General features: G+C 38.3%; 8 protein-coding genes. All 8 read left to right on the top strand.

The genetic code is table 11. The features are described from left to right. Positions 1 to 202: 202 nt before the first annotated feature. Positions 203 to 2,713 carry a pectate lyase family protein gene (locus GQO80_RS07295; RefSeq protein ID WP_157207692.1) on the top strand — a complete coding sequence of 837 codons (2,511 nt, stop codon included), beginning with the start codon at positions 203 to 205 and terminating at the stop codon, positions 2,711 to 2,713. A gap of 274 nt (positions 2,714 to 2,987) precedes the next feature. Beyond that, the gene (locus GQO80_RS07290) at positions 2,988 to 4,403 is read left to right on the top strand and encodes an L-fucose/L-arabinose isomerase family protein (RefSeq protein WP_157207691.1); all 1,416 of its coding nucleotides are present in this window, start codon (positions 2,988 to 2,990) and stop codon (positions 4,401 to 4,403) included. Positions 4,404 to 4,430: 27 nt separating this feature from the next. Beyond that, positions 4,431 to 5,255, top strand: coding sequence for a transketolase (locus tag GQO80_RS07285; RefSeq protein WP_157207690.1), 825 nt, complete (start codon positions 4,431 to 4,433; stop codon positions 5,253 to 5,255). 6 nt (positions 5,256 to 5,261) lie between these two features. Beyond that, positions 5,262 to 6,233 (top strand): transketolase family protein, encoded by a 972-nt coding sequence (locus GQO80_RS07280; protein ID WP_157207689.1) that lies wholly within the window; start codon positions 5,262 to 5,264, stop codon positions 6,231 to 6,233. A 165-nt stretch (positions 6,234 to 6,398) separates the two neighbouring features. Further along, positions 6,399 to 7,898, top strand: a complete 1,500-nt coding sequence (locus GQO80_RS07275) for an FGGY family carbohydrate kinase (RefSeq protein ID WP_157207688.1) — start codon at positions 6,399 to 6,401, stop codon at positions 7,896 to 7,898. A gap of 26 nt (positions 7,899 to 7,924) precedes the next feature. Then, on the top strand, positions 7,925 to 8,482 hold the full coding sequence (locus GQO80_RS07270; RefSeq protein ID WP_157207687.1) for an RNA polymerase sigma factor: 558 nt from the start codon (positions 7,925 to 7,927) through the stop codon (positions 8,480 to 8,482). Positions 8,483 to 8,579: 97 nt separating this feature from the next. Further along, on the top strand, positions 8,580 to 9,773 hold the full coding sequence (locus GQO80_RS07265; protein WP_157207686.1) for a FecR family protein: 1,194 nt from the start codon (positions 8,580 to 8,582) through the stop codon (positions 9,771 to 9,773). Between the two features lie 177 nt (positions 9,774 to 9,950). Continuing rightward, positions 9,951 to 13,451 carry a TonB-dependent receptor gene (locus GQO80_RS07260; protein WP_157207685.1) on the top strand — a complete coding sequence of 1,167 codons (3,501 nt, stop codon included), beginning with the start codon at positions 9,951 to 9,953 and terminating at the stop codon, positions 13,449 to 13,451. The last annotated feature ends 23 nt before the right edge of the window (positions 13,452 to 13,474 follow it).

Here is a 13,474-nt window from a genome sequence, read left to right as displayed (position 1 = left end):
TTCAGCGTTTAAAATTTGGTTTGAAAGTTAAAATCGACACTTTCCTATCACACAATAAGTTAATTTAGGATTTAAGTCGTTGTTGTTCATCGTTTTTATGAAAAATTAATCTTTGGTTTCAAAAAAAAAACTATTTTTGTGTAATCGATTGCAAAATATAAATTGTAAATAATTTTACCACAAACTAATACCAACAAACAACATGATAAAAAAACTATTTTTATGTGCAAGCTTCCTTTTAGTGCAAACCTATTTGGTAGCTCAAACGGTAACTTTGAATAACTATGGCGGTTGGCTTGAAAGTGCCTTTATTACATGGCAACCCGTAGTAGGCGCGGAAAGCTACAATGTTTATTACTCGGGCGAAGGTGTATTAAACCAAAAAATTGATAATTCGCTTATTCGTGGCTATAATACCTATTTAAGGGCAGATATCCTTGGTCTTAAAGCCGGCAGCTATACGATTACGGTAAAATCGGTTACATTGGGCGTTGAGGATTTAGGCACCACAACCCCACAACCTGTTACTGTTTTAGCCCAAGACCGATCTGGTTTTGCTTTTGCCAATGGTCGTGTACCGGGAGGCTATACTATGGATGGTACCCCAAAACCGAATGCGGTAATATTGTATATCACCGAAGCAACCAAAAACACCGTTTCTTTAAATGTAACCGGTGCAACCTCAAACCCTTGTATTGGCCTTCAAACCATTTTGGATGGCTTTAAAAAAGGAAACGACACCCGACCTTTAATAATACGGTTGGTGGGACAGATTACCGACCCTAGTTATACGCTTAACGGGGATATTGTTATTGAAAACAAACAAAATGCTTCAAGCCATATTACATTTGAAGGCGTAGGCGACGATGCCGTTGCCGATGGTTGGGGCATCCGAATAAAAAATGCCACAAACATTGAAATACGGAATATCGGCACGATGAACTGCAATAGTGGCGAAGGCGACAATATTGGCCTGCAACAGGACAACGACTATATTTGGGTGCATAACGTAGATTTCTTTTACGGCGATGCCGGCGGTGATGCCGACCAAGCAAAAGGTGACGGCGCGTTAGACTGTAAAAGATCAACCTATGTAACGTTTTCATACAACCACTTTTGGGATTCGGGAAAATCCAATCTTTTGGGATTAAGCGAAAACACCACCTCTGGTTTGTACATCACCTACCACCACAATTGGTACGACCACTCCGATTCGCGGCATCCACGTGTTCGCTTTTATTCAGCACATGTGTATAATAATTATTATGATGGCAACTCCAAATACGGGGTTGGCGCTACCGAAGGGGCATCGGTGTTTGTTGAAAACAATTATTTCCGCAACTGCAAATATCCCATGTTAACATCCATGCAGGGTTCAGATGTTTACAATGCTTCAACTGGAACCAACGATTATAATAACAACCCAACCTTTTCCAAAGAAGATGGCGGCACCATTAAAGCGTTCAATAATTACATGATTGGCGAAACCCGTTTTGTACCCTATGGCCATGTTTCATACCCAAATCCTTCTGTTGATTTTGACGCTTATGTGGCAACCAGTAGAAATGAAACATTAAGCGCCAGTGTCGTTTCTGCGTATGGCAGCAACACCTATAACAATTTCGACACCAATGCATCGGTAATGTATTCCTACACGCCGGATAGTCCAGAAGATGCCAAAACAAAGGTAATGCAATATTCAGGACGTATGCAAGGCGGCGATTTTGAATGGACTTTTAACCAACCTGGAGATGACACCTCGTATGCCGTAAACCAACCACTTAAAACGGCACTCTCAAATTACACCACAACTTTGGTATATGTTCAAGGTGAAACACCACCAAGCACCCAAACACTTTCTTCAACAAACAACACCAGTCAAACCGTTGTTGAAGGCACCCCAATTGAAGCCATTGTATTTACATGGGGTGGCGATGCTACGGATGCTACGGTAACCGGATTACCTGCCTCTGGAATTACATTTGTGAAAGATGCGACTGCAAAAACCATCACGATAACGGGAACTCCTACCGCAACAGTTTCATATACAATTGCAACTTCTGGAGCAACGGGTACACCAGTAACAGACTCCGGAACCATCACCCTTGGAACTACAACCGCAGGTGATGAAATACATAATTTTACAACATCGGGAAAAACAAGCACCTTCTACGCCATTACAGGAAATCTTTCAACTTCAAAAGGCACCGCAAACTATAACGGACTTGTTTTAACGCAATGCCTAAAAATGGAATCAACTACCAATATTTCATTCACAACGGCTCAACAAGGTGTATTAACGCTGGTTCTGAACGACAACTATACGGGCGATTTAAAAATTAATGGCACTACTTATAATGCTGTAGCTGGAATTATTACATTACCCATTGCAGCCGGTAATTATGCCATTACCAAAGGAAGCGTGAGCACAACAAACCTCTATTATATGAAAGTGGCCTACGATACGGCGGGTGTGCACAATGTAAAAGATGTACAAGTAAAACTTTATCCCAACCCTGTTTTTAACACCTTACATTTAACCTCTATGTTGAATGTGGAAAAAGTTGAAATTTATACAATACTAGGTGTTAAGGTCCTAACGGTTAAAGGCACTTTGGAAAGCATCGACATGGGCCATTTGAGCCGTGGAAGCTATGTGGTTAAAGTGTTTACTAACAAAGGTACGCTAGACAAAATAATTATAAAAAAATAAAGATTGATGAACCTGTAACTTTTTAGTTTAAGCAATTCATATAAAAAGGTGACTTTCATATTTAAAAAGTCACCTTTTTTATGGGTGTTAATATCCTCATAAATCCTCAAATAGATTTCCACTGAGACGCTTTTAAAATCGGGCAATACTTTTAATGGCAGAAAACAAATTAAATTTTTGTTTTTTACAAAATTGACCATCGCATAAAAGTAACACTCTATTTATTGCTAAAATAGTAATATTAGCCACGTTTAATATAAACTAAATAAAAACCATGTCAAAAAAATCATTAAGCATCGGAATCATAATAGGGAACAGGGATTTTTTCCCCGACAGTTTAGTTGAAAAAGCCAGAACGGAAATTATCGAGGTTTTTTCAAAACTAAATTTAAAGCCCATTCTGTTGGAAACCACCGACACAAAACTTGGCGGTGTAGAAACCTATAAAGACTCCCAAAAATGCGCCGAACTTTTTAAAAAGCACCGAGAGGAACTAGCAGGAATCCTAGTGCTTTTACCAAATTTTGGTGATGAACGCGGGGTGGCCGATACCTTAAAACTGGCCAACCTAAACATACCTGTTTTAGTACAAGCGTATCCCGATGAACTGTCTAAAATGAACGTGGTTAACCGTCGCGATTCCTGGTGCGGTAAAATATCGGTGTGCAATAACCTGTATCAATATGGTATAAAATATTCATTGACCAGTCAACACGTTTCGCACCCAACAGACCCCATTTTTCAAAAGGATTTAAAGGATTTTCTAGCCGTTTGCCGTGTGGTAAAAGGCATGCGGAACATCAGGATTGGTGCTATTGGGGCAAGACCGGGCGCTTTTAACACCGTGCGTTATTCTGAAAAGATATTGCAAAGAAACGGGATTACGGTTGTAACGGCCGATTTATCGGAAATTCTTGGAAAAGCAAACAAACTTACTAAGGATGATGCTTCAGTGAAGCAACACCTAGAAAAAATAAATACTTATGCTTCAAAAGGAAAAACCCCTAATGATGCCATGGTTCAAATAGCAAAACTAGATGTGGTTTTAAATGAATATGTTGATGAATACGAATTGGATGCCACCGCCATTCAATGTTGGACTTCTTTACAGCAAAATTTTGGCTGTAATGTTTGCACCAGTATGAGTATCATGTCCGAAAACATGTTGCCATCGGCCTGTGAAGTTGATGTTACCGGTACATTGAGTATGTACGCCATGCAATTGGCATCGGGCTCCCCAAGCGCTTTGGTAGATTGGAACAATAACTACGCTGACGATCCTGAAAAATGCGTCCTGTTCCATTGCGGAAACTGGGCAAAATCATTCCTGCCGGAAATTGAAATAAGCAATGCGCCCATTTTAGGAACTTCCGTTGGTGTTGAAAACACTTATGGCGCCTTAGACGGCCGTACGCCCGCCATGCCTCTAACTTATGGAAGGATTAGTACCGACGACCCCAAAGGCATCATTAAAGCCTATATAGGTGAAGGTGAATTGACCGACGACCCGCTAAAAACCTTTGGGAACAGAGCGGTAGCGAAAATAGGAAACTTACAAGGCTTGATGAACCACGTTTGTAGAAACGGTTTTGAACATCATGTGGTGATGAATGCCTCCAAAACGGGCGCTATTCTTGAAGAAGCCTTGGGGAACTACATGGGTTGGGATGTTTACAACCACAAAGGGTAATCCAGTTTACTGCTTAAAGATAAACAAATGACGCATAAAGAATTAAAGTTAAAATCGGTATTGCTGAGAAAAAACCTTCTCAAATACATATATAAAGCCAAAGCAGGACATACGGGCGGGAGTTTATCGTGCGTTGATACGCTAAACGTGCTTTACAACCGTGTTTTAAATGTCGATCCAACCGATTTTAAAAACCCAAATCGTGATAGGTACATTCAAAGTAAAGGACATTGCGTGGAAGCGCTTTTTGTAACGCTTGCCGATAGGGGTTTTTTCCCGGAATCCGATTTGGAAACGCTGTGTAAATACCAATCGCATTATATTGGGCATCCTACAAAAAAAGTGAATGGTGTGGAGCAAAACACGGGCGCTTTGGGCCATGGCTTGCCTATTTGTGTTGGCGAGGCCATTGCGGCGAAATTAGACAACAAAACCCACCGTGTTTATACACTTTTAGGCGATGGCGAATTGCCCGAAGGCTCCAATTGGGAAGCATTTTTATCGGCATCACATTATAAGTTGGATAATCTGTATGCTATTTTAGACAATAACAAACAACAGATTACCGGTTACAATAAAGATGTTATGAATACCGATTCCGTTCGCGAAAAACTGGAAGCCTTTGGATGGGCCGTAAAAGAGGTTGACGGCCATAATCTTGAAGAACTTGAAAATGCCTTAAATAATGGCCCTTTTGAAACAGGCAAACCAAATTTTATTATAGCGCATACCATTAAGGGCAAAGGTGTTAGCTATATGGAAGGCGTTACCAAATGGCATCACGGTGTGCCATCGGCAGAACAATACGCATTGGCACTTTCAGAATTAACGGCGGCAGAAGCATTAATCTAGAAAACTATGGAATTAGATAAAATAGAGGAAAAGGATTTAAAAATGGGCAAAGCGAACCAAGATGTTTTTTCTGAAACCTTGCAGGCATTAGCTGAAACTGATAAAAGTATTATTGCAGTAACCAGCGATTCACGTGGGTCGGGGAAATTAGTGCCCTTCGGGGAAAAATACCCCAAACAGATTGTTGAAGTTGGCATTGCCGAACAAAACTTGGTAGGTGTTGCAGCGGGCTTAGCTTCAGCAGGTAAAAAAACATTTGCGGTATCGCCTGCCTGTTTTTTAAGCGCAAGAGCTTTGGAACAAATTAAAAACGATGTTTGTTATTCCGATAATCCCGTAACCTTGGTTGGTATTAGCGCCGGTGTTAGTTATGGTGCACTCGGCACCACGCATCACAGTTTACACGATTATGCGGTGCTTCGTGCCATAAACAATATCATCATTGTAGCGCCTGCCGATAATTTTGAAACCGAGCAAGCTGTTCGTTTAGCGGCAAAAACCAAAAAACCTATTTACATGCGCTTTGGCAAAAAAGCCATGCCATTTTTAAGTGAGGAAAACAAAACCTTCGAATTTGGCAAAGGCCGTGTTGTAAGGGAAGGCGCAGATTTGGCCATCATTGCTTGTGGAGAAACCGTGTACCCTGCTTGGTTAGCTGCCAAAAAATTGGAAGATGAACTTGGTATAAAAACCACAGTTGTTAGCATGCACACCATCAAGCCTTTGGATGTAAAACTGTTGGAAACATTGGCTTCAAACGGCAGACCAATTATAACTGTTGAAGAACAGATGGTAAATGGCGGTTTAGGGGAAGCTTGCGCCTCTTATTTGTTTCAAAAAGGGTTCAGGAACAAGTTCAAAATAGTTGGCATTCTAGACGACTATACCGTTACAGGTTCCCAAGGTGAAATTTTCAAACATTATGGCATATCGCAAGATGGCTTGTTTAAAACGTGTAAGGAACTGTTAGATTTTTAAACCAGATTTATAATTATGCCAACTTAACCCTTCAAACCAAAACCCCCATTTTTTACAGCAATTTTTTAATGGGTTGTTGATATGGATAACTGGTACGATGGATAGATTAAATCATCCAAATAAAGATTAAATCTTAAAAGAAAGTATTTCAAAGTCGAATTTATCATGTCAAAATCATATATATTATCCATCGATCAAGGTACAAGCGGTACAAAGGCCATTATTTTTGATGCATTTGGGAAAGTAATCATAAAAACTACCGAAACCTTAAAATCGTACTACCCAACTTCCAGTTTTGTCGAGCAAGATCCGCAAGAAATTTATCAATCGGTGGTGAAGGCCGTTAAAAAGTGTATCGGTCAATTTAAGGAACAATTTCCAGGTGAAGAAAACAAGATAGTGTCTTGCGGTATTTCAAACCAACGGGAAACCTTTGTGATTTGGGATAAAAACGGACAGCCGCTGCACAATGCCTTGGTTTGGCAATGCAAACGTTCTGTAGAGGTTTGTGAACGTTTAAAAGAAAGCAACTTAGAAAGTGCCATTAATTTAAGCACAGGCTTGACCATAGATCCTTATTTTTCTGCCACCAAAGTCATGTGGCTTAATGAAAATAATGACAAAGTAAAAAAGGCTATCGATAACGGGGAAGCTTACTTTGGAACCGTTGATACTTGGTTACTTTACAAATTAACTAACGGCAAAAGTTATAAAACAGACTATACAAACGCCTCCAGAACCCTGTTTTTTAATATTTATAGTTTAAAATGGGATGAAAGCCTTTTAAAAACATTTGGCATAGAACATATAAATTTACCAGAAGTTACGTTTTCGTCCGATTATTTTGGAGATTCTACTTTTGAAGGCACTTTCAAAAAACCACTTCCCATCACTGGAATCATTGGTGATTCGCAGGCTGCTTTTTTTGGTGAGGAATGTTTTACCAACGGCATGGCGAAAGCCACTTTGGGCACCGGTTCTTCTATATTGTGGAATGCTGAAAAACTTTCAAAGCAAACCGAAAACGGCATGTTGACCACCATAGGCTGGAGTGTTGAAGGTCAGATAAATTATGCTTTGGAAGGCGTGATTGTAAGTTGCGGTTCTACAATTGAATGGTTGAAAAACCAATTGGGTGTTTTTACTTCCTATAACGACATAGAACCGATGGCAACATCTTTAAAAACGAACGAAGGTGTTTATTTAATCCCAGCCTTTAGTGGCATGGGTGCGCCTTATTGGCAAAAGGACTGGAAAGCGTCCATCCATGGTTTAACGTTCGGAAGCACCAGAGCGCATCTTGTAAGGGCCGCTTTAGAATCTATTGCGTTTCAAATTAAAGATGTGATTCATTCCATAGAAAAGGAAACCAATTCCGCACTAAAGGAATTAAAGGTGAATGGTGGCATTACCGCCAATGCGTTTTTAATGCAGTTTATAGCAGATTTACTAAAAACGCCCATTACCAATATGGGCATTACCGATGTGTCGGCTTGGGGCGCAGCATTAATTTCCGGTTTGGGCATAAAACTTTGGAATGATCTTGAAGCGCTACCTAAATTACCAAGCGACATGGTGAAGCGTTACACCCCAAATCTATACAACAAGCAGGTGCATGATTCGTATGTGGGTTGGCAAACTATTTTAGATGGTAAAACAACATAGTTTTAAATGAGAATGGCACGTTAAACATGATGAAACCGAACGATATAAAAATTCTTGATGGTTTAAAGCTTGGAAACCCTGATGCTTTCAAGCTATTGTTCGATTTATATTATGTACCTCTAAGTACTTATGCCCTAAAATATTGCGACTCGTTTTCTTTGGCCGAAGATATTGTCCAAGATTTGTTTATTAAAATTTGGAACGAAAAATTATATATGGATTTTGAAGGAATCATAGGCCCTTATCTTTTTAAAGCCGTTAAAAACAATACGTTACAAGCAACAAAACAAAAAAATAAATATCAATTTGTTGAAATAGAAGCACAGGTCAATACATTAATAATCGACGAAACCATTGATATTAAATTTATTGAAGAAGACAAGAAAAAATTATACACAGAAATTGAAGCATTGCCTAAAAAATGCAAGGAAATATTCAAGGCCATTGTATTAGAAAATCTTAAATATAAAGAAGTTGCTTCTCAACATGGCATTTCGGTAAACACAGTTAAAACACACTATTCAAGAGCCTTAAAACAGCTTCGGAATGTATTGGCGGCAATCATTTTTTTACTTATAGCTTAAAATAGTTCTTTTTTTTGTCACCCATTTTCGGTTTTTTGTTATTATAGTTAATATAGCATATATTAAAGGTAAAATAACATATTTGTCAAAATCGATAATGGACATTATAAATCCCCATATTTCAAAACTTATTTCAAATTATATTTCCAAGGAAATTAATGAAAAGGAATTTAATGAATTAAAAAATTGGTTGCAGGAAGATTTAAGTCACAGGCAATTTTTTATCGATCATTTACAAATTTACAAAAGGGTACGGCGCGTTCAATTTGCAAAGATTCTTGATGAAGATGCTGCCTGGAACCATATAGTTTCAAAACTGGAGCATCCTATTCGGCAAAACCAAGCAGCAAAAAAAACAGTTTTCAAATCTAAATACATAAAATTAGTCCCAACATTTTCTAAATACGTAGCCATAGCCGTTTTCCTTTTAAATGTGGGCTATTTTTATCAAAACGGTTATTTCGCCAGTAATAAAAAAGTAAGCATCCCATCAGAAAGCATTACACTTCAGCTGGAAAATGGCACCATCAAAATTATAAACGAAGATGGCACTACGCAACTTCTTGATGCAAAAGGCAGAATAATAGGCACGCAAAACGGTGGCCAACTTACCTATAACAACGATGTTGAAAAAGAAACCTTGGTTTACAATACACTAACCGTACCCTATGGAAAACGTTTTAAAATCCAATTATCAGACGGTACCAACGTACAGCTAAACGCAGGTACGTCGTTAAAATATCCCGTTAAGTTTTTAAAAGGTGAAAAACGCCAAGTCTTTTTAAATGGCGAAGCATTTTTTTCTGTAACCAAAGATGCCGAACATCCTTTTATAGTTAATTCAGAAAACTTAAATGTTGAAGTTTTTGGAACAGAATTTAATGTGTCCGCCTATCCCGAAGATTCTGATACAGAAGTTGTTTTGGTTGAAGGCTCGGTAGGCATGTATAACAATTTCCAAACAATAAAGGAAGCCACCATGTTAAAACCAGGAACAAAAGGCGCACTTAACAAAGAAAACCGGAGCATCTCAACAAAAAAAGTAAACACCCAAACCTATACCTCGTGGATGCAAGGAGGTTTATTTTTTAGAAACATGCCCTTTAAAAACATTGCAAAAAAAATAGAGCGCCAATATAACATGAAGGTTGTAATAACAAATAAACAATTGGAAGATGAAACCTTTAATGGCAATTTTAACGAAGAACCCATTGAGACCATCTTAAGCTATTTCAACGACAGCTATAACATAAACTACAGTATAAAAAACAACATTGTATATGTAAATTAACTAAACTTAAAACCGTATCCCTATGAAATAAAAAAAACTTAACAATCGCCAACAAAAAAATCACTTTAAGAGTATCTAAATACCAGATATAAAAAACCGGAAAATGCTGCAACATTTCCCGGAAATTATAAAGTGACAACTAACATTTAGTCATTCACTAATTAACACTTTAAAAGTATGAAAAAAATTTATGATAGAAGGGGCAGAAAACTGCCTTGGCTGAAATTTGATTTAAAAATGAAATTAACCACTCTTTTTACAATAGCATCATTTTTCACGATGATGGCAAATACGGGCTATACACAAACCATTTCCTTGGATGTTGAAAACGCCACCGTATCACAGGTTATTGATAAAATTGAAGCGACTACGGAATATAGATTTGTGTACAACACAAAATTTGTGGATTTAAAGCGGAAAGTTTCCATTAAAGCTAAAAACGTTAGTATTGAAAATGTTTTAAGCGATTTGTTTGGCAACACCAGCACTTCCTATAAAATAAGAAACACCCAAATTGTTTTAAAAGATAAGAAAGAAGCTGTTTACAAACCAATTGTTCAACCATTGCAAATTGATGTGAAAGCTCAAAAACATACTGTAACCGGAACAGTTACCGATTCCAACGGGCAGCCCTTAATTGGAGCCAATATCATTGAAAAAGGAACTAGCAATGGCGCACAATCAGATTTTGACGGTAAATTTTCCTTAGCGGTTGCAAGCCCAAATGCCATACTTGTTGTTTCCTATCTGGGGTTTGTAACCAAGGAAATTGCTGTAAATAACCAAAAAACAATTACTGTTACCTTAATTGAAGATGCTGCCAAATTGGATGAAGTTGTTGTTGTGGGGTATGGTTCCGTCAAGAAAAAGGACTTAACTGGATCCGTAGTTTCTGTTGGGTCAGATAAATTGGAAGGCAGATCGAACAGTAATGTGCTTCAATCGCTTGCTGGACAAACTACAGGGGTGCAAATTACACAGTCTCAAGGCGCTCCTGGACTTGCTCCCACAATAAAAGTACGTGGTGCTTCTTCCATAAATGCTGGTACTACCCCACTTTACGTTATTGATGGTATTCCGTTAGAAGATAACACCACGAATTCAACCGATACAGGAATAAGCGCAGGTAGCAACTTGGGTTTTAACCGTAATCCCATGAATTCTATTAATCCCAACGATATTGAGTCGATTGATATATTGAAAGATGCCTCTTCAGCGGCTATTTATGGTTCTAGGGGTGCAAATGGCGTTGTTATTATTACCACTAAACAAGGAAAAGCAGGCAAAACCAAAATTGACGCAACTTTTGAAACAGGTTTCTCTTATGTTAACCGCAAAACAGATATGATGAATGCCTCAGAATTTATTGCCTTCAATACAGCCGCTAGAAATAATTCGTGGGCAACAATTGTTGCCGCAAATCCGTCAGCTACAAGAGGGATTAATGTAACAGTTCCTGTAGAATTCTCAGATCCCGCTTGGATTGCCCGTATTGGAAACGGAACGGATTGGCAGGATGTTGCCTTTAGAACTGCGCACAATAGTAATTATCAATTATCAGCTTCTGGTGGTAGCGAGAAAACACAATTCATGGTATCAATGGGGTATTTGAATTCAGAAGGTGTTGTTGATAGAAATACTTACGAAAGAATAAACCTAAGGTCAAATATTAAGCATAAGTTTAATGATAAAATCCGTATCGGAATGAACATTGGGCTTAGTAGAGCAAAAGAAGCTCCTTATGGCACAGGTGGAAAAAGCGATGTCGTAAGCTTAGCTTTGCAAAGCGACCCATTTTTCCCGCTTTATGTTGAAACAGGAAGTCTTGGTTTTAAAGATCCCACTTCAATTTGGAACACGTTTTCTAAATATGGTTTCCAGCTATGGCATCCCTATTCACTAACACGGGAAGCAACTACTAAAAAGACGACCAATGTTGCTACCATCACTTCATACATAGAATGGGATATTATAAAAGACCTAACTATTAAAACCTCTGCGAGTTCTAATATTGAGAATACGTTTCATAATTTCTATTGGAACGCAGGGCAGAACTGGGGATACTCAGGATGGGTGCCAGCGCAAGCCGATTTCAAAACACTGCAATCGAATAACTGGATTTCAGAAACTACATTAACTTATAACAAGACGTTTAATGAGGACCACAATTTGAATTTATTGGCTGGGTATTCTGCCCAAGAACAACGTTTAGATAATAGTAGTATGACAGCAGGCAGTTTTCCTAATGATTTGGTACATACCTTGAATGCTGGTGTTGTAAATAATGGCAGTACTTTTTCAGAAGACTGGTCATTAGTTTCTTACTTGGCCCGTGCCAATTATTCTTATAAAGGCAAATATCTGGCATCAGCAGCCATTAGAGCTGATGGTTCTTCCCGTTTTGGAGCGAATAACAGATGGGGATATTTTCCATCAGGATCATTGGCATGGCGTATCTCAGAAGAATCTTTTCTAAAGGATGTTTCATGGTTAGATAACATGAAAATCAGGTTAAGTTATGGTGCTACGGGAAACAATCAGATTCCAAACTATGGGTCTATAGGGGTATTAGGCTATAGCTCTTATGTAAATTCAGGTACCGTGAACCAGGGTATTTACACGTCAAATTTTGCAGATAAAAATTTGAAATGGGAAAAAACGGGTCAAACTAACTTTGGGGTTGATTTAAGTGCACTCAATGGACGTGTGAGGTTTACTGGAGATATTTATTATTCAAAAACAAAAGATTTATTACTTAATGTACCTATTCCAATTCTTTCAGGTTTCTCTTCTACTTTGACAAATATTGGGGAGCTCGAAAATAAAGGGTTTGAAATAAATATTAGCACACGCAATATAGATAGAGAATTCAAATGGAATACCGACTTTAACATTTTTGCAAATCGTAACAAAGTGTTGAAACTGGGTGTGAACGATGCACCCATAGATATTAATGTTAGTAGTATGACATCGCGCACAGCCGTAGGAAAACCAATAGGGATGTATTATGGCTATATTGTTGATGGTGTAATTATGTCGCAAGCCGAGTTGAACAGTAATGCCTATCCTGTATGGCCAGGCAGTGAAGCGGGCGATCCAAAGGTAAAGGATGTTAATAAAGATGGTAAAATTGATTCTAATGACCGTACCTACCTTGGCAATAATCAAGCCGATTTTCAATGGGGCATGACGAATAATTTTTCGTACTCTGGATTTGAACTTTCTATTTTGCTACGTGGTTCTCAAGGAGGAGAAATTCTTAACCATAATGCCCGATATCTAAAATCAGGTGTAGGAGGAGGCAACCGTAACATGTATTCTGTTGTAAACAATTACTGGAAATCTGATGCCGAACCTGGCAACGGAATGATTCCTAAACCCCGCATGTTGCCAACTACTGTTCGTGATTTTGGGTCAAGCTTTTGGGTTGAAGATGGATCTTTTGTTCGTATCCAAAATATTCGTTTAGGGTATAATCTGCCAAAGAATATAGTTGAAAAAATGAAGTTAAGCAACATAAAGTTATATCTAAATATGGAAAACGTCCATGTGTTCTCTGATTATTTAGGTTTTGATCCAGAAGGTAGCACCTATCAATCCGGAGTAATGGTAGGTTTTGATTATGGTGCTTATCCAAATCCTTTTACAGCCACAGCTGGTATAAATGTTAGTTTCTAAAATCTAGATGAATCGTTTAAAAC

The organism is Mariniflexile maritimum (genome assembly GCF_009746565.1).
Classification (GTDB): Bacteria; Bacteroidota; Bacteroidia; order Flavobacteriales; family Flavobacteriaceae; genus Mariniflexile; species Mariniflexile maritimum.
Note: the sequence above shows the minus strand (reverse complement) of the source record. Positions and strands in the feature narration are given on the sequence as shown.

Coding starts and splice junctions, on each gene's coding strand:
- GQO80_RS07295 (WP_157207692.1), top strand. CDS start 203: ATGATAAAAAAACTATTTTTATGTGCAAGCTTCCTTTTAGTGCAAACC.
- GQO80_RS07290 (WP_157207691.1), top strand. CDS start 2,988: ATGTCAAAAAAATCATTAAGCATCGGAATCATAATAGGGAACAGGGAT.
- GQO80_RS07285 (WP_157207690.1), top strand. CDS start 4,431: ATGACGCATAAAGAATTAAAGTTAAAATCGGTATTGCTGAGAAAAAAC.
- GQO80_RS07280 (WP_157207689.1), top strand. CDS start 5,262: ATGGAATTAGATAAAATAGAGGAAAAGGATTTAAAAATGGGCAAAGCG.
- GQO80_RS07275 (WP_157207688.1), top strand. CDS start 6,399: ATGTCAAAATCATATATATTATCCATCGATCAAGGTACAAGCGGTACA.
- GQO80_RS07270 (WP_157207687.1), top strand. CDS start 7,925: ATGATGAAACCGAACGATATAAAAATTCTTGATGGTTTAAAGCTTGGA.
- GQO80_RS07265 (WP_157207686.1), top strand. CDS start 8,580: ATGGACATTATAAATCCCCATATTTCAAAACTTATTTCAAATTATATT.
- GQO80_RS07260 (WP_157207685.1), top strand. CDS start 9,951: ATGAAAAAAATTTATGATAGAAGGGGCAGAAAACTGCCTTGGCTGAAA.